Origin of the sequence: Saccharibacillus sp. CPCC 101409 (assembly GCF_030518235.1) — a bacterium.
Classification (GTDB): Bacteria; Bacillota; Bacilli; order Paenibacillales; family Paenibacillaceae; genus Saccharibacillus.
On record NZ_JAULSA010000004.1, the window covers coordinates 147044 to 169710 of the forward strand.

At 62.5% G+C, this 22667-nt stretch carries 15 protein-coding genes; 1 reads left to right on the forward strand and 14 read right to left on the reverse strand.

Annotated features, from left to right (window positions below; genetic code table 11):
• Positions 1-192: 192 nt before the first annotated feature.
• The 9 genes from QWJ34_RS11010 to QWJ34_RS11050 all read right to left on the reverse strand — a co-directional run bounded on the left by QWJ34_RS11010 (position 193) and on the right by QWJ34_RS11050 (position 9308).
• Positions 193-1050 carry a hypothetical protein gene (locus tag QWJ34_RS11010; protein WP_302727690.1) on the reverse strand — a complete coding sequence of 286 codons (858 nt, stop codon included), beginning with the start codon at positions 1048-1050 and terminating at the stop codon, positions 193-195.
• Between the two features lie 133 nt (positions 1051-1183).
• Positions 1184-3766 carry an ABC transporter permease gene (locus tag QWJ34_RS11015; RefSeq protein WP_302727692.1) on the reverse strand — a complete coding sequence of 861 codons (2583 nt, stop codon included), beginning with the start codon at positions 3764-3766 and terminating at the stop codon, positions 1184-1186.
• Positions 3763-4461 (reverse strand): ABC transporter ATP-binding protein, encoded by a 699-nt coding sequence (locus tag QWJ34_RS11020; RefSeq protein ID WP_302727694.1) that lies wholly within the window; start codon positions 4459-4461, stop codon positions 3763-3765. The genes QWJ34_RS11015 and QWJ34_RS11020 overlap by 4 nt, the downstream gene beginning before the upstream one ends.
• Positions 4462-4617: 156 nt before the next feature.
• Complete coding sequence (locus QWJ34_RS11025; RefSeq protein WP_302727696.1) at positions 4618-5682, reverse strand: sensor histidine kinase; 1065 nt, start codon at positions 5680-5682, stop codon at positions 4618-4620.
• Entirely contained in the window at positions 5682-6377 is a 696-nt protein-coding gene (locus QWJ34_RS11030) for a response regulator transcription factor (protein WP_302727697.1), read from the reverse strand. Before QWJ34_RS11030 ends, QWJ34_RS11025 begins: the two co-directional genes overlap by 1 nt.
• 77 nt (positions 6378-6454) lie before the next feature.
• Positions 6455-7012, reverse strand: a complete 558-nt coding sequence (locus QWJ34_RS11035) for an SUKH-4 family immunity protein (RefSeq protein WP_302727698.1) — start codon at positions 7010-7012, stop codon at positions 6455-6457.
• Positions 7013-7052: 40 nt separating this feature from the next.
• Positions 7053-7574, reverse strand: coding sequence for an Imm30 family immunity protein (locus QWJ34_RS11040; protein WP_302727699.1), 522 nt, complete (start codon positions 7572-7574; stop codon positions 7053-7055).
• Between the two features lie 124 nt (positions 7575-7698).
• Positions 7699-8532: a hypothetical protein gene (locus QWJ34_RS11045; RefSeq protein WP_302727701.1), complete on the reverse strand. Its 834-nt coding sequence runs from the start codon at positions 8530-8532 to the stop codon at positions 7699-7701.
• A gap of 164 nt (positions 8533-8696) precedes the next feature.
• Positions 8697-9308, reverse strand: coding sequence for a TetR/AcrR family transcriptional regulator (locus tag QWJ34_RS11050; protein ID WP_302727703.1), 612 nt, complete (start codon positions 9306-9308; stop codon positions 8697-8699).
• 202 nt (positions 9309-9510) lie between these two features.
• Here QWJ34_RS11050 and QWJ34_RS11055 point away from each other — a divergent pair, with 202 nt between their 5' ends.
• Complete coding sequence (locus QWJ34_RS11055) at positions 9511-10548, forward strand: aldo/keto reductase (RefSeq protein ID WP_302727705.1); 1038 nt, start codon at positions 9511-9513, stop codon at positions 10546-10548.
• Positions 10549-10684: 136 nt separating this feature from the next.
• Here QWJ34_RS11055 and QWJ34_RS11060 read toward each other — a convergent pair whose 3' ends face one another.
• The 5 genes from QWJ34_RS11060 to QWJ34_RS11080 form a co-directional block, all read right to left on the reverse strand.
• On the reverse strand, positions 10685-14245 hold the full coding sequence (locus QWJ34_RS11060) for a glycoside hydrolase 5 family protein (RefSeq protein WP_302727707.1): 3561 nt from the start codon (positions 14243-14245) through the stop codon (positions 10685-10687).
• Positions 14242-15237 (reverse strand): glycoside hydrolase family 130 protein, encoded by a 996-nt coding sequence (locus QWJ34_RS11065; protein WP_302727709.1) that lies wholly within the window; start codon positions 15235-15237, stop codon positions 14242-14244. The genes QWJ34_RS11060 and QWJ34_RS11065 overlap by 4 nt, the downstream gene beginning before the upstream one ends.
• 47 nt (positions 15238-15284) lie before the next feature.
• On the reverse strand, positions 15285-16604 hold the full coding sequence (locus QWJ34_RS11070; protein ID WP_302727711.1) for a glycoside hydrolase family 125 protein: 1320 nt from the start codon (positions 16602-16604) through the stop codon (positions 15285-15287).
• 395 nt (positions 16605-16999) lie between these two features.
• Complete coding sequence (locus tag QWJ34_RS11075; RefSeq protein ID WP_302727713.1) at positions 17000-20146, reverse strand: alpha-mannosidase; 3147 nt, start codon at positions 20144-20146, stop codon at positions 17000-17002.
• A gap of 138 nt (positions 20147-20284) precedes the next feature.
• A complete protein-coding gene (locus QWJ34_RS11080) occupies positions 20285-22603 on the reverse strand; it encodes a glycoside hydrolase family 3 N-terminal domain-containing protein (RefSeq protein ID WP_302727715.1) in 2319 nt (772 codons plus the stop codon).
• Positions 22604-22667 lie beyond the last annotated feature (64 nt).

Below are 22667 nucleotides of genomic sequence, written 5' to 3' on the forward strand. Positions count from 1 at the left end.
AAATGAAGCTCCTCCGATTTCTTTGACCCGATTCTTTTTTGCAGTGATGCGCACCCGCGTTTACGAGACGCACACTCTATCCTACAACAAAACACGGGAATCGGCATCGGATCAACGAAAAAAATCACCGAACGGACGCAAAATGTCCGCCGGTGATGGATGCTTGAATGCGACTTCGCCTATAAACTACGGTCAATCGATATCGACGATGATCCAGTTTCCGTTTTGTTTTTGCAGCGCGTAAGCCGAGCCCCGGGTATCCTTCTCTTCTTCGTATCGCTGCAATACGTTAACGATCGTGGTCGGACTATCCTGCAAATACCGGATATCCGCTATCAGCGTCTCCGCGACTTTACCCGGATGGTCCTGCAGGACCCCCATCTGCGCGTTGGGCGTAAACTTCTGCGCATAGCCTTCCGCATCGCCCGCGTTGCGCCGCTCGATACTGGCGTTAATCAGCTTGAGCATGTCCAGCTCTTCGCCGTCGTACCCGCTCTCGTCCGCGTAAGGTCCGTCCGCCCGAAGAATGTCCGCAATCCGCCACTGCCCGTTTGCTTCGCTCAGCGTATACGCGACCGGATGGTATTCGCCGTCCGCCGTTTCCCGGTACGAACCGACGAAGGTGTTCGTTTCCCGGATATCGCCGGACGGGTTCAGCTCGATCTTATCGACGGTAAACGCGATCTGTTTGCCGCCGTCCGGCGCGTCCGCGGCAAACAGCGCCGAATACGCCTGCTCGTCGCCCGCGTTCTGCGCGCGGAACGATTCGTTCAGCAGATCGATCTGCTCCGGCCGGACCGAAGTGCCGCTGTAATACTTTTTATTCAAAAACTCTTTTTCCGCAGGCTGTTCTTGTTCGGGGTTGGACGGCTGTTTGTTTACGGCTGCGGCCGACGTCGGTCGGGTTTGCGCCGCTGCCGGAGCCGCTTGTTTGTCCGCCGCTTCGGAATCGCGGTTTGCGCCGCAGCCCGCCGTCAGCGCGCCGAATACGATCAGCGCGGCGGCCAGGGAAGCGGGTGTTCCATGGAGCCGTTTCCGGTTGTTTTTCATTTGAAAAAAGTCCTCCTGTTTTCCCGCCTCGATCGCGGCAAATTGGGCCGCGGCGGCGGACGGGTTTAACACATAGACGCGGAAAGCGCATCTTTAGTTGCATTCCATGGAGTCGCGCGAACGGGCAGCCGAATCAGCCCGCTTCGCGCAGCCGGTCGGTGATCGAGTCTTTGGACAGCATGCGGCAGACGGCCTGCGTCGCGAGATAAGCGGCCGCAAGCAGCAGAAGCAGCAGGCCGGCGGTCGGCAGCATAGTCATGCGCATGACGGTAAACGCCATGTTGTCCGTCATAAGTTTGACGATCCCGTACACGAGCGAAGTGCCCAGCGACAGCGACAAGACTGCCGTCAGCAGCACGATCCATATGCTTTCCCACAGCAGCAGATTGCGAAGCTGCCGCTTCGTCATGCCCACGCTCTCCATCGCGGCCAGCTCCCGGCGCCGCGCAAGCGCGGAGGCGAGCGCCGTATTGACGTAATTCAGCAGGCCGATCAGCGCGACGATCAAGCACAGGCTGTAGCCGACAATGCGGAATACGCGCACAAAACCGGCCAGCTCCCGGCGGTAATCGTCGCGGGATTGGACATCGGGCGCCGGCGAGCCGAACGTCAGGGCGCGAGCCTGCGCCTCCACGCCCGCCCGATCTTCCGGGGCGGCCGTCAGCGAGACCGACAGCAGGGAAGCGTCCGGGAAAGAAGCGTTCGTCTCGGCTTCCGGCAGATAGACATTGAAGCCGTACGGATAAAAAAACCGGCTGCCCAGCGCATAAAACGCATTGGAGCGCAGCACGGCCATCACTTCGTACTCCCGGTCGGATCCCGGCGGGGCAAAGCGGTCTCCGGGATGATAATACGCGGCGTATCGATCCGCGCCGCCGAGCATCGCTTCGGTAATCAGCACGTATCGCCCCGTATCGAACTTCGAAGCGTCGAACGCGCCTTCGACGATATCGCCGCGCTTGAGCATTTCGTACAAACCGCCGCCGAGGCCGTATAGCTGAACGGTTACCCGGCCCTGCTCCGGCAGCGGATCGCTTCTCCGACCGGTACCGTTGTGCCTCTGCGCTTCTTCGTCCAGCCGCTCGCGAATCGCGCCGTCCGCCGGCAGCAGCAGCTCCGCCCTGTATACCCGGTCTGCGGCGGACGCGCCGGGCAGATCGGCGAGGCGGTCCGCCAGGTCTTCGGTCAATCCCGGTTGTGTTCCGGCTTCGGCGGCGGAACGATCGTCTTCGGCAGAAGCTCCGGACGGATTCGCGCCGGACGCAGACTCCGCGCGAATCATAATATCGCCCGCCATAAATCCGTCGAGATACTTTTCCGGGCTGACCGACCCGATCACGTTGTAGACGACCGCGAACAGGATCAGGCTGAGCGACAGCGAAGCCAGCACCGTCGACAGCCTGCCCGGACTTCGGGACAGATTGCTCCAGGCCATCCGGTGCGCTTTCGCGCCTCGTGCTCCGCGTCCGCGCGCTCTGCGCCTGCGGGCCGGTCCGGGAGCCCCGGCATACTTCGAGGCTTCGATCGGCGCGAATCGGGCGGCCGTGCGCGCGGGCCGCGCGGCGGAGAAGCGCACCGTGATCCAGGCGAACAAAGCCGCGCCGATAAAAATAACGGGATTGGCCGAGTAGGCCGTTTCGCGTACGCCTTCCGCCACCGACGAAGCGAGCGGTGCCAGCAGCAGCCCCGCGGCGTAGCCGGACAGCAGTCCGGCCGGAAGTGCCAGCGCGTAAAGCAGCAGGCTTTGCAGCGCGACGATGCGCCGGATCTGCCGGGGCGTCGTGCCGATCGTTTTGAGCAGTCCGTAGAACTTGACCGAGCGCACGACGGAGATATGAAAAATATTCGAGATCAGCAGGTAGCCGCTCAGCATGACCGTCAGCAGCAGCGCGGCGTAAGGAATCAGGTTCGACGGATCGCGCAGCAGGCTTTCGCCGGTATACGCCCAGTTCACGCCGTAATCGGCTTTAACGCCGGTGCGCTCCAGCACGCCGCGCATTTTGCCGTCCAGTCCGAACGAGCCGCCGAACATCACGTACAGCTGCCGGGAACCGGTTGTGACTTCGCCCCGGTCCGCCGCGGCCGGATCGTAATCTCCCAGCTCGGCGGCGACGAATGCCTGCGAAACGTACGCGATGCCGGACACGCTGCCGCCTCCGCCGTTCAAATTCCGGTCCGCCCGGTAAAAGCCGCCGAGCGTGAACGTCCGCTCCAGCACGCGCCCGTCTCCCAGCGTAATCTCAAGTTCGACCGGCGCGCCGATAACCGGCTCTACGCCGAGTTCGTCCAGCGCCCAGGTGCTGAGCGCGATCCGGTCCGCGGCCTGCGGCAGGCCGCCCGCGTCGAAAGCGACGAACGCGTGGCGGGGAATCGCCTCGTCGGCGGCCAGCACTTCAAGCTGCGCGGACGCGAACGGGCCGCTTTGCAGCCGGCCTGCATAGATCGTCCGCGCCGACTCGCGGACAGCCGGATCGGCGCTCAGGCGGTCTGCCTGTTCCGCCGTCAGGTTCTTGAAGCTGCCGTGGTAGTCGGTGCCCGACGTCTTCATCGCGGCAAGCTGCATCGACTCGTTCAGAGTCAGCGCCAGCGTAAATATAGCGGTCAGCAGCAGCACGGTCAGCGCGATCGCGCCGCAGGCAATCAGGCTCTGCGCCCGGTTGGCGCGCAGATACCGGACCGCAAGCCGCCGGACGGACGCTTCTCCCCGGCCGTTCAAGAACGGCCGCTTTCCGCGGCGGAATCCGGCCGCTCCGCGATCCGGCCGTCTTCGATGCGGACGATCCGGTCCGCCGTCTGGGCGGCTTCGTCGTTATGGGTAATCATCACGATCGTTTGATGAAATTCTTCGCCCAGCCGCTTCATCAGCAGCAGGACTTCCTGCCCGGTACGGCTGTCCAGATTGCCCGTCGGCTCGTCGGCCAGCACGACCGACGGTTTGGAAGCGAGCGCGCGGGCGATCGCCACCCGCTGCTGCTGTCCGCCGGACAGTTCGGAAGGCAGGGCGCCGCGCTTATGCTCCAGGCCGAGTCTGGCGATAATCCGGTCCACATGCCGTTTGTCCGCTTCGGAACCGTCCAGCTCGATCGGCAGCACGATATTTTCGTACACGTTCAGCACCGGCACCAGATTGTAGCTCTGGAATACGAAGCCGATGCAGCGGCGGCGGAATACGGTCAGCTCGTTATCGCCCATCGCCAGAATATCGCTGCCGTCGACCAGCACCCGCCCTCCGCTCGCCCGGTCCAGTCCGCCGAGCAGATGCAGCAGCGTGCTTTTGCCGCTGCCGCTCGTCCCCACAACGGCGACGAATTCTCCCTTCCGCACGCTCAAATCCACCTCGTCCAGCGCTTTGACCGCCTGTTCCCCGCTTCCGTAAATCTTCGTCAATCTTTCCGCTCGCAGCATGTCCACGCAGCCACTCCCTTTTTGGCGTTTGTTTCAGTATAGCGAAGAAATCTGTCGTTCCCGTGTCCGGAATCTTTCGGTTTCGACAGATTTCGGACATGGCGGCGGCGATGCGCAAAGCACGGCGCAAAAGGCGGTCCGCTTCGCGTCCGCCGGTCTCCGTTATTCATGCGCGGGCAGAAAAAACGTAAACAGCACCCCGCCTTCCGGCGGTTCGGAGATCCGAATCCGCCCGCCCTGCGCCTGCGCGATTTCGCGCGCCAGAAAAAGCCCCAGACCCAGCCCGTCGGCGCCGGCGGCGTTCCGTCCGCGATAGAACCGCTTGAACAGCTCCGGCCGTTCCTGCTCGGAAATGCCGGGTCCGTCGTTCCAAACGCCGATCCGCGTAAACAGTTCTCCCCGGCTCGCCGTAATGCGAATCCGGCCGCCGTGACGTCCGTATTTTACCGCGTTGTCCAGCACGTTGAACAGCGCTTCGCCCGTCCATTTCGCATCGTAAACCGCTTCTTCGTCCGCGACGTCCACCGCCAGTTCCATCTCGGCGAATTCCGCGCGGGATCGGATCTGCGCGGCCGCGGCGCGAACGACATCCAGAACCGGAGCCCGCTCGGGACGCATCGCCAGTATCCCCGTTTCCAGCCGCGACATCTCGACCAGCGCGCCGATCAGAAAGCGCAGCTTGCCGCACTGCTCCCGGGCTTCCCGGGCCAGCCGGCTCGCCGCCTCGTCCGCCGCCGTTTGCTCTTCGAGCAGCTCCGTATACAGCACGATATTGGACAGGGGCGTTTTGGTCTGATGGGAAATATCCCCGACCAGGCGCTGGATCGCCGCTTTTTCCCGGGCGGCGCCGCGCTCGTGAGCCTGTACGGTATCGGCGAATCGCATCAGCTTGTGTTCCAGCGAAGACAGGGCGCTTTCGGCATAGCCCGTGCGCCGGGGTTCGCCGGCCGCCGCGCCGTCCACCACGCTGTGCGCCGCAGCCATAAACGCCGACACCTCCCGGCGCAGACGAACCGCCCAGGCGGCCGCGACCGCCGGCAGCGCGGCAAGCGCCGCGGCGAGAGCGGCCGGGGATACTTCCCCCGTGTCCGTTTGCCGCCAGACCAGCCCGAGCAGAGCAGCGGCGGCCGCGGCAAACAAGACGGCGTAAGGAAAAGTCAGCCGCAGCCAGGAAATATCCCCGCCGGTCGGAACCGGCTTCGATCGATCGTCCGTTCGAGCTTCCATCATCGTTCCTCCATCGCCCACGTATAACCGAGCCCGTAAGCCGTTTTGATCCATCTCGGCGCGGCCGGATCGTCCTCGATCTTGGCGCGCAGACGTTTGACGCAGACGCTGAGCGCGTTTTCGTCCACAAAGTCCGCTTCGCCGCTCCAGACATGCTCAAGCAGTCTTTCCCGGGTCAGGATGCGTCCCCGGTTCTCCACGAGCACTTTCAACAGCTTTTGTTCGGTGCGGCTGAGCGTTATCTTTGAGTCTTTTTTCACATATTCCATCCCGCCAAAATCCAGCGTAAGCGATCCGAACGTAAGCTTTTCGCCGGAATCCGTTCCGGAGCCGGGACGCGTCCGCCTCAGCACCGCCGACACTCTCGCCCGCAGCACCATCAGGCTGAACGGCTTGGTGATATAATCGTCGCCGCCGAGCGCAAGTCCCGTCACGATATCGCTTTCCAGATCGTTGGCGGTCAGAAACACAACCGGCACGCGGTAAGATCGGCGCAGCGAAGCGCAGAACTCCAGCCCGCTGCCGTCCGGCAGATTGACGTCCAGCACAATCAAGTCGATCTTTCCATATTCCAGTTCCCGGCGCGCCTGAGCCAGATTGTACGCCTGGACGATACGGACGTCTTCGCCGCCGAGCGTCAGCGCTATGCCGGTATTCAAACTCTCGTCGTCTTCGACGACCAGAATCGCTGTCATGACTTCCCCCGCCTTCGCTATGTAGGTTTGCTCCCGCTTTCGTTCATCCGCCGGTCCGGGCCGCGCGCAGCGCGCGGTCAGACCCGCAGCCGTTCTTCCACTTCCTGCCGCCAGAACGTCCCGTGCGCGAACGCCGCCGGATCGATCCGGCCGAATTCCCGCACGACCCATTTCAACGCTTCCTGCGGAATCTCGTTTTCCAGAAAAGCATCCGGGCCGTTCTCGGCAATCGTCCGCTGGACCAGTTCCGCGTAAATCAGCAGAAATTCCGCGAACTGCGGCACGGACGAGTTGATAAACCATTCGTCGCCGCCGCGGTCCATGCGGATACACACGACCTGCGAGCCGCCGGCTTTCAAGCAGACCGGGTCGCCGTAGCCCGTCGTGCCCAGCAGCCAGTAGGCCGAATATTCTTTGGGCATGCCGAAGACGGTCTTCAGGTCGGACAGCGTGCCCTGGCCGGATCTGAATTCAAGATACGGGGCCGAATCGGCCGGCAGACCGGCTTCGCATAGAAAACGCCCGGCTTCTTCCGTGATCGGGACCGCGGACAGCGCTTCGGGATCGAAACGCAGCAGCGGCCCGTCCACGGACGTGTTCCAGGCGGCGTTAAATTGTTCGGGCGTCATGGCCATCCGGCTTACCTCCATCTTTTGCATCGTTTTCGGCTCTGCGCTACTCCTGCGCGCAGGCCGGCCGATCTCCCGCCTCCTCCCGGATCAGCAGGGACATAAACGCGTCCACCTGCTCCGTATACAGCTCGGGCTGATTGCGTTTGATTTCAAGCAAAATATTGACCACCCTGCGCACGCTGCTTGCGGGAATTCGCCGCAGCGCCGCCCCGTACGCTTCGAGATAAGGCTGCTCCGGCCGGTCGCAGTTCAGCAGCATGCGATGCAGCCGATCCGCCCAGCCCTCGGCCTGGGGAAACAGATTCGGGATTCCCCGGGCGAGCTGCCGCATGCTCTCGTCGGCTCCGCAGCGGTCCGCGATATAGAAAATGGTCTCCAGCAGATCGCCCGCGGCGCTCGGTTCGATAATATCGTCCTCCAGCACCCGGCACAAATACGGAATCACATCGGCCGAAGCCGATTCGCACAGCTCGTTCAAAATATCGGTAAAACGATCGAGGTCGTCGTCTTCTCCGTCCAGGTAGCGCATCCGGTAAAGCTCGTCCAGCAGTTCTTGATCCGGCAAAATGAGATCGCCTCCGCTTCTGTCTGAATTTCTTTACGCCTCTATATCATACCCTATCTGCGCACAAGCAAAAACCGTGCCTCGCGGCACGGCCTGCTGAAAAATGAAGTTTGCGCTTTGCGAACTAGTCGCCGATCGTCGACAGCGCGGCATAGAGCAGTGCTTCCGGGTCTGCGGAAGCCGATTGTTCCGGCACATGAATGCGCAGGATATAGCCTTTGTCCACGGTTTCCCACAGCATATATTCATAAGTCGTTCCGTCCTGCTCGGCTTTCAGCGCCAGCTGCGAAAAGTTCAGCAGTTCCGGCAGGTCGCCGCCTTTGACTTCGGACGTTTCGCCGTACGTCTTGAGTTCTTTCTCGCCCTGCTTGCGCAGCGAAGCGATCGCGTAGCCTTCTTCCAGCGGCTGGATCACCGCATAAAGCTGCGCATCGTCTTTGGACGAAAGAGTGTTGCTGTCGGCGTCGAATTCGAAGCCTTCCGGCACATACAGCGAATATCCGTAGCCTTCCGCCAGTTTCGCAGACGCTTCTTCCGCAGAGCCGCCGACGACCTGGATCTTGTCGCTTTTGGAGCGATCGGCGCCCGCGCCTTTGTCGCCCTGCTTGGACGCGTCGGCCTGCTTCTGCTTCGCGGCGAAGTCGTCGGCTTTCTTCTCGCTGTCGCCTTCCGCCTGCGCTCCGCCTTTATCTTCGCCGGACGTTTCGGCCGATTTGCCGGCATCGGAACCTTCTTCCTTATCGGCGTCCGCGGCTTTGTCGGGCTCGGCTGTCGCCGGTTCCTCGATTGCGGACGATTCGCCTCCGGCGGCGTCTTTGTTTGCGTTGTCGGTGTCGGTCGCGGCCGTATCGGCCGGTTGGGTTTGAGATGCGGAATCCGACTCGTTTCCGCAGGCTGCCAGAGCTCCGCTCAGCAGCAGCACGCCAAGCAAGCTTGCCGCGCGGTTATAAGTTTTCATAGGTGCACCTCCATGCCAGAATAAAGAATAGACGAACAAGGACGCCAAAATGTTACAAAAAGCGACCTTTTCGCGCACCCTCTCCTTTTAACCCTCACATGGCGGCGTGACTCAGAAAGCAGGCAAAACGCGGCGGGAGGGCACCTGGCAAAGACGCCGCCGCTCTAATCCCCGACCCGGCGCACGATCTCGTCGAGGCAGGGCGGCGCCTGGATCAGCCGGGTCAGCATGAGGGCGATTTCGTCCGGCGCGAGATTCATGCCCGCCGCGAACCAATGCCGGATCAGACCGAATTGAGCCGCGCCCAGATAGGCGATCAGGTAATCGGACGCCTGCCGCTCCGATTCGTACTGCGCGCCGACTTCCGCGTACGTATGCTCGCCGAGCAGCCGTTCCAGCCGCTGCGCAACTTCGGGCGCGGCGGAAGCATGGAACACGGCTTTGAAAAAATAAGCGTGCCGCTGCAAATATTCGAACGCTTCCACGATGGCGGGGAACGCGCGTCCGCCGCCGTCGTAAAGTCTGAGCTGTCCGAGCGATATCGGTTTGAAAATATCGAGCAGACCGTTCATCACTTCAGTCTGCTCGATCAAATCGTACAGATCCCGGTAATGCAAATAAAAAGTGCCCCGGTTGATATTCGCTTTTTGCGCCAGGTTTTTGACGTTCAGGTCTTTGAATCCCCGCTCGGCCATCATCTCCAGCAGCGTTTGTTCGATCAGCTTGCGGGTCCGGACGACCCGGCGGTCTTCGGTTTCCGCGCCGCGATGTTCCATTCTGCCTGTTCCCTCCCCGTTTCGGCAGCGCGCGGCTCCTGTTCGGAACCGCGGACAATCGACACTTTCGGCAAAGTGTCCGTTAACGGACACGCCGCTCGTATTGTCGATTGAGGCGCCGGTTGTTTTTCATTATAGTGAGACGCGTGATCGATAATCAACTCGCGATCATAAACGTTGTTTGGACGAAAGGAGTGTCGGCATGCAGCTTAGAAAACTGGCCCGGACGGGCGTGGATGTCGGTATTTATTCATTGGGAGGAGCCGCGTTCGGAACGACGGCGGAGCGCGGCGACGCGCAGCGGATCGTGCACGAGGCGCTCGACGCCGGAATCAACCTGATCGATACGTCCGACCGCTACGCGGACGGCGAGTCCGAGCGGATTATCGGCGAAGCGATCCGCGGACGCCGGGCGGACGTGCTGATCGCGACCAAAGTCGGAGCGACTCCGGGCGGACCCCCGAACCGGATGGGCGCTTCCCGGCTGTGGATCAAACAGGCGGTCGAACGCAGCCTGCGGCGTCTGGACACGGATTATATCGATCTGTACCAGCTGCATCATCCTTTTCCGGACACCGAATTCGAGGAAACGATGGATGTGCTGAGCGATCTGGTGCGGGAAGGCAAAGTGCGCTATATCGGCACGTCCAACCATCAGGCCTGGCAGCTGGTCGAAGCCCGGGCGGTCAGCGAGCGCCGCCGTCTTCAGCGCTTCGTCAGCGAACAAACGCTGTACTCGCTGCTGAACCGGGAGATCGAACAAGATCTGGCCGAAGCGGCGCGGCGGTACGAGTTCGGCCTGCTGATCTACGGCCCGCTGTCCGGCGGACTGCTTACCGGCAAATACAAAGCCGGCCAACCGGCCGATCCCCGCTCGAGAGCCGCGCGTTTCGGAGACAGCCCGCTCGGCCGCAGTTTCGATCCGAATTTGCCGGAGAACCGGCGGAAATTCGAGATTATCGCGCAGCTTCAGTCGCTCGCCGAACAGGCGGGCATGACGCTGCCGCATCTGGCGGCCGCTTTTATCCGGGCCCATCCGGCAGTCACTTCCGTTATCGTCGGCCCGCGGACTCCGCGGCAGCTGCAGGATTATCTGGCGGGCGCACAGATCCGGCTCGGAGCCGATCTGCTCGACGCGATCGACGATATCGTCTCCCCGGGTTCGACGATCAACGACGCCGCTCCGGGCTGGACGCCCGAATGGTTGTCCGATCCCCGGCTCAGACGCCGGAACGATTGAAATCGCGATTCCTATACGGATACGCCGTTTCGCCAAAAAGAACCTTCGCACCGCCGACAGCGCGGATGCGAAGGTTCTTTCGTACGAAGGATTCAGCTTTTGCCTTTCGGCCCGCGGGCCGACGATTGCGATCCGCTTACTGCCCGGAGCGGATCTCCACTTCCTCCGGCCGGTATACGGCCGTTACCGCGCCTTCGGCGTTCGCCGCGAACAGCACGGAGCGGTCGCTTTCCAGGGTAAAGCCGTACACCGCGCCCGTGGCCCGGTCGCGGACTTCGATCTCCGTGTCCCAGGCATACTCGGACACGAACACGTACAGGCTGCCGCTCGCGAAGCCGAGCTTGCGGCCGTACACGCCGGCCAGCTCGCCGCCGGCCAGCCAGTCCAGGTCGTCGGTTACGCCCGCCCGCTGCGCGGCGCAGCGGTACAGTTCGGCGATCGGCTCGTCGCCCGATCCCAGCTCGACCGGCAGCGGGCTCCAGATCAGCCGCCCTTTGCCGTTCGGCACGTCGAGCACCGCGTCCGCCCGGCCTTCGGCGTCGGCCGGGATTTCTTTGAGCGTTTCGGCGATGCGGCGCCCGCCGAAGGACACCGGGAGCCTGCGGCCGCCCAGCTCCAGCACTTCTTCGCGCCGCACATTCGACAGCGAGCGGATGCCGAGGAGCTTGTCGGCGCGGTCGGACTCGTGCCAGTAGGCGTCTAGACCGGCCGGGCCGGTAATGACCAGCGTCGCGTGCGTCGACTTGGCGATGCGCAGCAGCTTCTTCATCGAATCCTCGTCCATATTGTGCGGACTCGGCAGCAGAATCAGCTTCGCCGGATTCGACTTGAGGCTGTCGAGCCGGTATTCGGACACCGCCCGGAAAGGCAGCTTGAGCCTGTAGGTCAGCACCCGCGTCAGGCGGCTTGTCGCTTCCTTCGCGAACGGGCGGTTCGAGAAATCGTTCGAATACGGGAATACGGCAGCCACGTCTTCCGGGACGCGGCCCGTAAACAGATCGCGGATCTGCGCCATAAAGCGGCCGAAATCGTAGGAAACGTCCGCTTCCGGTTTCTGCGTGCCGTCCGCGCGCAGCGCGCCGATATGCGACTCGTTGGCGTTGTCCATATAGAAGTTCGTGTTCCAGATCCACTGGATCGCGCCGGCGCCGCCGGTCGAGAACGCGTACGCGTATTTGCGCTCCAGGATATTGCGCAGCTCAAGCTCGCTGCGCTTGGCCCGGCCGTCCGGCGTTTCGACGTACATGATGCCGGTCTCCTGGATCAGGTTCGGCTTATCCGGCGTTTTCGCGAACACGCCGTCCCAGACCAGGTCGTCGTTCAGCCACCACGAATGCACCGTCGTGTAATCGACGGCATCTTCGTAGAACAGCGGCGACGGACGCTGCGAACCGAGCGCTTCGTCCTGGCCGACCGTCACGAGATGGTCCGGCACAAGCTGCTTGATCGCCGCGTTCAGTTCGGCGGCCCAGGCGCTGTGCATCTCGGCCGAGAACAGGCAGTAATCGAGCCAGCGCGTTCCTTTCTTCGCGGAGGTCATATCCTGCACGTCGAAGTTGATTTCTTCGACTTCCGGGATCGCGGCTCCTTCGAACGACGGCAGTTCGGCCGGCGTCATGTTCCAGTGTTCGCGCAGCGCGTGAATCGAGCCGTGCCGCCGCTTGAGCCAGGTGGCGTAAGCGGCGCGCTCGTATTCGTCGCGCATGGAACGCGGTCCGGACGAGAAGATACGCGCCGGATCGAACATCGACGGCTCGTTGATAAGGTCCCAATCGACATGCGTCGTCTTCGTATGCCGGCTCACGATCGAACGGACGAAGCGCTTCTGCGCTTCCACGCTCTGCGGATCGAGATACGGATTCTTGCCTTCCCAAGTCTCCGGGGTGAACGAGAAGAACGTAAACGTCACATGCAGATTGTGCTTGGCCGCCGTCAGCAGAAAAGCGTCGATCGCCAGCAGCGCTTCTTCGGACGCGTGACCGTCCACCTGCATAATATTGCGGTACGCCGTCCAGATCCCGGTGCGAATCCAGTTGATGCCGGCCCGCGTCATCTCCGCCATATCGCGGTCCCAGACCGCGGCGTTCGGCAGGAACAGGAATTTGCGCGCCACGTCGGACGTCATATAGGTCATGCCGACGACCGGCAGCGGACGTCCGCCCTGCACGAAGTAGTCCCGGCCCGCCGAGATCGGACTGCCGGCAGACAGCAGCTCGTCGTCGCGGCCCCAGAAGCCCTGCGTCAGCGTACGAACTTCGCCTTCCGGCGATTCGGCGATGCCGTTCACGGTATACAGCCCCGGTTCCACGTCAAACGGGAGCGAAATATTCAGCGCGTTCCAATCGTGCGTCACCGTCATCCGAAGGCTCTGCGCGAAGACTTCGGAGCCGCCCGGCGAAGTCACGGACAGCCGGAACGTCCAGGTTCCGTGCGCGGCCGAAAGCGCCGCAGCCGCATTCCCGGCAAGCGCCGCGTCCACGGCGCTCGCGGCGTTGGCCGCATCGGCAGGCGCGGCGGCGCTTCCGGCATCCGGCGCGCCGGCGATCTTCGCGGGTTCGGCCGCGCTGAACTCCTGCGCCGCATGGGCGGCATTCTTATCCGCCGAATTTCCGCCGCTCGAGGCGGCAGTTCCGCGGGCGCCGCCCGCGGTCTTCGCGATCCGCTCGATCTTCGCTCCGGCGGCAAACTGCGCCGCCCCGCCCGCGAACGCCGGCAGATCGGCGGGCGAGCCCGCCCGCCGGATGGCCTGCGCGCGCAGCGTAAGCCGAGCGCGCTCGCCCGGCTCGTACACGGCGCTGCGCGACGCCAGCGACAGCTCGACCGCTTCGCGTTCGCAGAACGCCGCCCAGCGGGCCAGCGCTTTAAGCCCTTCGCCCGCCGCCAGCTCGGCGTTCAGCGGGCGATTGACGAAGATCCAGCGCGAGCCCGTAAACGGGCCGCGCAGCTGTTCCCACAGCACGACCGGCGCGGCGATCGGCCGGTCCGAGGCGTCGTACGCCCGCAGCAGCGGCGTAATCCGCGTGCTCATCGTGCCCGCCGAGCCGTTCTGCGCCGGCAGATCGGCGTCGCGTGTCGTATGCGGCACCAGATTCCAGGTGCCGCCGACCAGTCCGCCGGCGCCGAGCCGCACGCCGGTTCCGGCTTTGCTTTCCGTCCCCGGCGCGGCCGAATCGACGCCCGCTTCAACGCCGGTTTCCGCAGCGCCGGCTCCGGTGCCCGCAGCCTCTCCTCCGCCGAACCCTCCTTCATCGCCGCGCAGCAGCGGCAGCTCCGGCGAAGCTTCCAGCCTGACCGCGCGTCCGGCCTCCACCGGCAGCGTCTCGTGGATGAAGAGCTGCTGATGGTAGCCGGTCTGCTCCGGTCCGATGCGCCAGCGTCCGCTTTCCTGGCGCACCGGGCGCTTGAACGGCGCGCCGCCGACACTGAGCAGTCCGCCGCCTTTTTGCAGGAAAGCCAGGATGCTTGTCCATGCGCTCTCCGGGAAATACGGCGCGTGCAGATTGACCAGCACCCCGCCGCCGTCGCCGAAGTTGTCGCTCAGCACGTCGCCCAGGTCGGCCGCGCTGGTCACAACGCCGTACGCGCCGAGCTCTTTAAGCCCCGGCAGCGGTCCCGAAGCCGGAAAGCTCGGATCACGGAAGAAAATCAGCCGTTCGTTGAACGGCTGATCGCTTGGGTTTGTTTTCACTCTATTCATTTCTGCTCCAGCGGATATTCTTTCATATAATTCAGCAGTTCATCCACGGTCGTAAACGCCAGGCCCGTCACCGTATCGGCGCATCCGTAGTAGATCGCGATGCGTCCGGTCTCGGCATCGGTCAGCGCGGCGCACGGGAACGTCACGTTCGGCACGTCGCCGACGCACTCGTACAGCGTTTCCGGGCCGAGGATGTAGTTGCGCGAACGCGCTTTGACGATCCACGGTTGATCCAGGTCCAGCAGCGCGACGCCGATCCGGTACACGAAGCCGTTGCACGTATTGATGACGCCGTGATAGATCAGCAGCCAGCCTTCGTCGGTTTCGATCGGGATCGGTCCCGGACCGATCTTCTTCGACTGCCATGCCGACTCGTCGCCGTTAATGGTGCCCATCACATAGCGGTGTTTGCCCCAGAACGTCAGGTCCGGGCTTTCGCTGTAGAAAATATCGCCGAACGGCGTATGTCCCGTATCGCTCGGACGGCTCAGCATCGCATAGCGCTCGCCGATCTTGCGCGGGAACAGCACGCCGTTGCGGTTGTACGGCAGAAAAGCGTTTTCGAGCTGGCGGAACGTTTTGAAATCGAAGGTGTACGCGATGCCGATCGTCGGGCCGTGGTAGCCGTTGCACCAGGTAATGTAGTAACGGTCTTCGATCCAGCACACGCGCGGATCGTAGCGGTATTCACGCTTCGTGATCTCTTCGTCGCCTTCGAACGAGATCGGCTCGTGGTTGATGTTCCAGTTAATGCCGTCCTCGCTGAATCCGGCGAAGATGTCCATGCTGACCGAACGCGAGTCGCAGCGGAATACGCCGGCGAAGCCGCCTTCGAACGGCACGACCGCCGAGTTGAAGATGCTGTTGGAATTCGGCGTGGCGTGGCGTTCGATAATCGGGTTCTGCGAATAGCGCCAGACCGGCGAATGCGTGCCTTCCGGTTTGTCCTGCCAGGGAATATTGGACAGCTTGTCTCCGATAATTGTGCTCATGAATAAACGCTCCTTTTAACGATGGGATGTCGGCGAACCGCTTTTTTTTACAAAATGCCTTCCTGCATCGACTTGTACACGAGCTGCGAGAACAGGCTGTTCGACCAGGCGAACCATTTGCGCGTAAAAACGGCCGGATCGTCCGCGTGGAAGCCTTCGTGCATATAACCGGTGTCGGCGTCGGTGTTTTCGAGCATTTGGATCAACTCCAGCTTCTCTTCTTTCGCGGAAGCCGTCAAGCCCTGCATGGACAGCGCCATATGCCAGATATACTGCGGCGGGGTATGCGGACTGCCGATTCCTTTGGCCGCCGACCCTTCGTAGTAAAAAGGATTTTCCTTGCTCAGCGCAAAACGTCTCGTGTTCTGGTACACCTCATCGTCCGCGCCGACGTACCCCAGATACGGGATCGACATCAGGCCCGGCGTGCCGGCGTCGTCCATCAGGCAGTAGTTGCCGAAGCCGTCCGTCTCGTACGCGTAGATCGGCCCGAATTCCGGATGGCGGTAAATGCCGTACAGCCGGATGCCGCGGTCGATTTCCTGCTCTAATTTTCGCAGCTCGCGCACGTAATCCTGGTCCCGGAAGATCCATTCGAAGAATTCGCCCATCTGGCGCAGCGATACGACCGCGAACATATTGCCCGGAATATTGTAGTGGAAATCGCACGCATCGTCGCTGGAGCGGAAGCCCGACCAGACCATCCCCGTATAGTTGACCGGCATGCCGAGTCCTTTGTTTTGCAGGGTATCGTGTGCGATGCCGTTGTCGCGCCCGAAGCGGTATTCGGACTGTTCCAGATGGTACTGCTCGGTGCGGAACACGTTCACGATCTCTTCCATCGCTTCGCGGAAATCCTGGTCGAAGATATCGGTCAATCCGGTTTCTTTCCAATACAGATACGCCAGACGCACGACGAAGCAGAGCGAGTCGATCTCGAATTTGCGCTCCCAGACCCACGGGGACATTTCGGTGCCGTCGTTTTTGTTCCAGTGCCAGTCGTTGGCCGACTCGTTGAACGCGTTGGCGTAAGGATCGATTCGCACGTACCGGATATGGCGCTTGATCAGCCCGCCGATGATGCGCTGGAGGTCTTTGTCTTCTTTGGCCAGCGGAATATAATGGATCACCTGCTCGACCGAGTCTCTCAGCCAGCTGGCCGGAATATCGCCGGTGATGACGAAGGTGGTGCCGTCGTCCATCAGTTTGGTGGTCGTCTCCAGCGTGTTCGGAAAACAGTTCTTAAACAGCTTCAGCAGCTTCGGCCGGTGCGCAAGCTTCGTGTCCGCTTCGGCCAGCACGTCCTGCACGGCCTGCGGCAGTTCAAGCTTGGGCATCGGGATCTTGGGGAGTCTGAATTGTTCCAAGTGAAAGGTCTCTCCTTTGTGTGTGCATTCAACGATTGATACATAGGATATGTTCGATTGCTCGATTCAAATCCACTTTCTACCCGTATGGGCTACGCTGCTTTTTAGGCAATCTGGAAGGTCATTTCAAGACAGCGGCGAAGCTACATTGTCTAAAAGGCAATCTGGAAGGCTATTTTATGCGTGATTCCGCTTTTTTGCGTTTCTACGTTGCTTCATTGTCAACGTAAAGAGGATTGAAGACCGGTTAGCGCTGTCTACGCTGCTTTTTAAGCAACCTACCTAACTTGCGCTTCCCGGCCGCTTGATTCCCGGCTGCGCAATCGCAGCCAGGCGGCCGAGCGTCTTGTGAAGCCTATCGCAATCGACCGAAAAGTTTCGGTCAAAAAAACAAATTACGCCCGGATCAGCTTGACCGTCTTGATCTCGTACGGCTTGAACGACAGCGTGATTTCGCCGCCGCTGCTTGCCAGCGCTTCGCCGTCTTCTTCCAGCGCGCCGGACAGTACGGCGCGGTCGAACGGATGCGGCCAGTTCAGCGTGACCGATTCGCGGCCGCCCGCCGATTCGTACAGGCGCAGGACCACGCCGCTGCCGTCTTCGGCCGGCTTGACCGTATCGAGCACGACGTGCTCGCCGGTGAATCCGATCAGCGAAGCTTCGGCGGTCAAAGCGCCCGCGTGCGAAGCCGCGCGCACGACCGGAAGGTCCTGGTTCAGCGCGGCCGCGGCCTGCACGGTGCCGGCGCTTCTCCAGTCGCCGGAGTGCGGATACAGCGAGTACGTAAAGTCGTGCTCGCCCAGGTCGGCCTGCGTATCCGGCCATTTCGGCGCTCTCAGCAGCGACAAACGAATCGTGCTTTCATGAATATCGTAGCCGTATTTGCAGTCGTTCAGCAGGCTGACGCCGTAGCCGCTTTCGGACACGTCGGCGAACCGGTGTCCGCATACTTCGAACTGCGCCTGTTCCCAGCTGGTATTGCGGTGCGTGGCGCGCTCCAGCGAGCCGAACGGAATCTCGTAGGTCGCTTTCTCGGCCAGTACGTCGACCGGGAACGAGACTTTGAGCAGTTTGTGCGCTTCGTGCCAGGACACATGCGTTTTGAAATCGATGCGGCGGTCGTGCTTGTAGAAGATCACGTCCTGCTCGATCGTCGATTCATTCAGCTTCCAGCGGAATCGCAGCACGTCGCGCACGCCGCCGGACGCGACAACTTTGCGCTCCAGCAGTTCCGCTTTGCCGGCCGGCTGCTGTTCGAAGCGCGGATCGACGTCCCAGGCGTCCCACTCCGTCGGACGGTCGTGGAAGAACTGGAATACGTTCACGGCTTCGCCCGGCTTCACCACTTCGCGCCGCGCTTCTTTGTCGAGCAGGGAGACGATCTCGCCCCGTTCGTTGAAGCGGACCGTGTAGTGCGGCGTTTCCCAGACGTCCGGGAAGCCGGCGTCGCCCGCTTGGGCGGACCGGCCCGACTCCGTTCCGGCCGGCTGCGCCTCGCCCGCGCCTTGCGAGCTTTCCGCGCTTTCCGAATGCAAACGGATCGTCGTATATCCGAGCGCCGGAATCTGCGGCACGAATACGGTCAGTTCGCCGCTCTCGGCGTCGTAATCGGTTTCCAGCAGTTCCCCGTTCGGCCCGTAAGCGGCTTGGCCGGCGGCGTTCTCGATCCGCACGGCCGCCGAGCGGTTCCAGCCCAGTCCGTTGAAGACGATATAAGGCGTGCCTTCGCCTTCGGTGTTCACCTGCTCCGCAAGCGCCTGAACGCCGATATCCAGCCCGCGGCGTCCTTCTTCGAATACTTCCGCGTATTCCGCGTCCGACGTTTGGTACGTTTCCGTAATCGCCGAGCCCGGGATAATATCGTGGAACTGGTTCAGCAGGATCAGCTTCCAGCCTTTGTGCAGACGCTCCAGCGCTTCGCCGTAACCGTCGTGCACATCGGACGCCGCGTCCGCCGCCAGCACGTTCCACAATTCCGCTTCGCGGTACAGAATCTCCGCTTTGCGGTTGGCGCGCTTGTTGTAGGCATGCGTCGTGTACGTGCCGCGGTGCAGCTCCAGATACAGGTCGCCGCGCCACGACGGAAGCTGCGGATTCGCCGCGCTTATGCCGTCGAAGAATTCCGCCGCCGTGCTGTATTTGCTGCCCGGCTGGCCGACCATCAGCTCGGCCCGGTCGATATATTCCAGCATTTCGCGCGTGACGCCGCCGCCTCCGTCGCCGTGCCCGTACAGCAGCATCTGCTCGGCGTGCTTGTCTTTTTGCCGGTAAGACTGCCAGTGTTCGTGGATATCCTTCGGATGCGTGTGCTCGTTGACGCCGTGGTTCAGGTACGACAGGATCGGCGTTCCGTCGATGCCCACCCAGTGGAACAAGTCGAACGGGAACACATTCGTATCGTTCCAGTTCAGCTTGGTCGTCATAAAGTACTCGACGCCGCCGTGCTTGAGGATCTGCGGCAGCGACGCGCAGTATCCGAACGTGTCCGGCAGCCATTCGATCTTCGAAATCCTGCCGAACTCTTCCCGGTAGAACCGCTGTCCGTACAGCATCTGGCGCATCAGCGATTCGCCGCTCGGGATATTGAGGTCCGGCTCGACCCACATGCCGCCGACCAGTTCCCAGCGCCCTTCCTCGATGCGCGCTTTCACCCGCTCGTACAGCTCGGGATCGTTCTTTTTGATAAAGTCGAACAGGATCGGCTGGCTCTGCGTGTAGATATAACCCGGATACTCGCGCATCAGCGTATCGACGCTGGAGAAAGTGCGGCTCGCTTTGCGCACCGTTTCGCGCACCGGCCACAGCCAGGCGATATCGATATGCGACTGGCCGACCATATGCTCCAGCCCTTCCGCGTTGTTGCCGCCGATCTCAAGCGTCCGGCTTCTCAGCTTTTCTTCGACGGCCGATACGGCGGAGCCTTCGCGGACTTCTTCTTCGTTCAACCCGGTAAAAGCGTCCATCGCGCCGTGCAGCGCTTCCAGCAAACGCACGCGGCGGAAGTCCGTGTCCGGCAGCAGCGCCAGCGAATCGCGCACGACCGTCACGGTGTACATCAGGCTGCGCACCGGCTCGTTCGGCAGCACGATCAGGCTGCGGATCGCCGTGATCGGCGGTTTGATCGTCGACTGCTGGTTGAGCGGATCGTACGGCTCGGGAATAATATCGAACATTTCGATCTCCAGCTCCGGCTCGCGGCCGACCGCTTTCAGATCGAGCGTAGCGTACGTATGGTTGTCGTCGATGCCCTGGTAAGAGCTGCCGTTGACGCGCAGCAGCCCTTCGCCGCCGCTTTCGAAGATCAGGCCCGCCGTGTTGGCGTTCCAGTCTGCCGGCAGTTCAAGCTTCGTGCGGAAGAAATACGTCGTGCCGTTCTTGCTCGGAAAAGGCGTTAGTTCCTTGCCCTGCGGATAAGGCTCGACATCCGTGTATTCTCCCGGAAGTCCGTAGGTCGAGCGGGTGATGTCCCAGCTTTTGAGTTCCATCTGCTTCAGCCACTGCCGCTGCGACAGCTCCCGGATAAAACGCGTTAAACGCTGCATAAGTATATTCATTCCTCTCCTGCGGTCGGATCGCCGGACCCGATCGTCGGGGTATGGGGTCTACTGCTCTGGATTCACGTCGGTTTGCATCAAGATTGTGCCGGCCGCGATGCGCGGCCGGTCGTTATTTGCTGCGTGTCAGTCGGTTACAATCAGGTCGGCGCTGCGCGTATCGACCGCGCTGCGGCCGACGCTCACCCGGAACAGTCCCGGTTCCACGACCGGCGCCAGATCCGGCCCGATATAGCGGAGCTGCTCCGTGCCTACTTCGAATTCCACGGTGCGGCTTTCGCCGGGCTCCAGCCAAACTTTGCGGAAGCCTTTGAGCTGAATGCCCGGCCGGGTCGCCGCGCTGACCACGTCCGTAATATAGAGCTGCGCCACTTCGGCGCCCGCCCGCTCGCCGGTGTTCGTCACCGCGACCGACACGGTCGTGCGTCCGCCCTGCGCGATGCGGCTTTGTTCCAGCACCGGCTCGCCGTACTCGAAAGACGTATAGCTCAGCCCGTAGCCGAACGCATAGCGCGGCTTCGAATCGTCTTCCAGATAGCGTTTGCCGCGCGAGCGCTTGCCGTTGTAGTACACCGGAAGCTGCCCGACATGCTTCGGAACGGAGATCGTCAGGCGGCCCGACGGATTCACGTCGCCGAACAGAATATCGGCGATCGCGTGTCCGCCTTCCTGCCCCGGGTATCCCGCCTGGAGAATCGCCGGGATCTGCTCGTCGGCCCACGGCTCGACGACCGGTCTTCCGCCGATATACACCAGCACGACCGGCTTGCCGAGCGCGTGCACTTCGCGGATCAGCTCGGACTGCACGCCCGAGAGACCGAGCGTCATGCGGTCGATGCCTTCGCCGCAGTCCATATCGCTGACGGCTTCGCCCGTAACCATCGACGCGCCGGTGCGCAGATCGATCGTGCCTTCGCCGAAGTCGCGGGCGCTGGAACCGCCCATGACCATCACGACGGCGTCGGCGCGTGCCGCGATCTCCAAAGCCCGCGCGAAGCCTTCGCGCGAATCGCCGCGCACGCGGCAGCCCGGCGCGTACAGCACGCGCGCTTCGTCCCCGCCGAAGCGGGCCCGCACGCCGCCGAGCACGGTGGCGACATGGTCCTGCGGCTGCGGCGAGGTGTAATCGCCGAGCTGGTTGTAGCCCCGGTCCGCGTTGGGACCGATGACCGCGATGCTGCCGATATCGTTCGGCAGCGGCAGCAAAGCCCCGTCGTTCTTGAGCAGAACGACGCTTTCGGCGGCCAGCTCGCGGGCCAGCCGCTTGTGCTCGTCGCAGCCGATGACTTCGGCTGCTTTCTTCGCGTCCGCGTACGGACGCTCGAACAGGCCCAGCCGGAACTTGAGCGTCAGCACGCGCTTCGCCGCGAGCTCAAGCACTTCCGGCTCCAGGCGTCCGCCCTCGTAAGCCGCCAGCAGATGGCGGCCGAACATCTCGCCGGACATCTCCATGTCGATGCCCGCCCGGATCGACTGCACCGCCGCGTCCTCGCCGTCCTCGGCGGTGTCGTGGCCGCTCGCCAGCATGTCGATCGCCCCGCAGTCCGTAATCACCGGACCGTCGAAGCCCCATTCGCCGCGCAGAATGCCATCCAGCAGCCGCTCGTTCGTCGTGCACGGCACGCCGTCGATCTCGTTGTAAGCCGGCATGATCGAAGCCGCTCCGGCCCGCACCGCCCGTTCGAACGGATACAGATCGCTTTCGATCAGCTCTCTCCAGCCCATATGTACCGGGCCGGCGTTGCGTCCGCCTTCGGACGCGCCGTAGCCCGCGAAGTGCTTCAGCGTCGCCCCGACGCTGTCTTCCGCGTCCAGGCTTTCGCCCTGCAGCCCTTCCACGGACGCCACGGCCAGCTCGCCGATCAGGAACGGGTCCTCGCCGAAGCATTCTTCGGTCCGGCCCCAGCGCGGATCGCGCACGACGTCGAGCACCGGCGAATACGTGACCGCTCCGCCCTGCGCGCGCGTCTCGGCCGCGACCGCCCGGCACATGCGCCGGTACAGCTCCGGGTTCCACGCGCTGCCGATATTCAGCGGCACCGGGAACACCGTCGCCCCGATCGCCATATGCCCGTGCGAGCACTCTTCGCCGATCAGGATCGGAATGCCCAGCCGCGAATGTTCGACCGCGTAGCGCTGGATCTCGTTGACGGCTTCCGCGCCTTCGGCCGGAGACAATCCGGTTTCCAGCGTCACGCCCGTCCACGGGTCGGCGCGCAGCGTGCCGTACAGCGAACCGATATCGCCCCGGCGCACCCGTTCTTTAAAATTCTCCGTAAGTTCGGCTTTCCCTTCGTGACGCGAGTATGTCATCCAGCCGAACGGCTGAATCAGCTGTCCGACTTTTTCGCGCGCGTTCATCGCCGCCAGCAGCAGCTCCGCCCGCTCGGCGGGCGGCAGCGCGGCGTCCATCCAGGGCCGCGCCGTTTGCGTATCGTTTGTCATTCGCTTCATTCCTCCCTTTTACCGCTTGCATTCGAAGACCGGGACCGCTTTTTTAGAAGCTTCG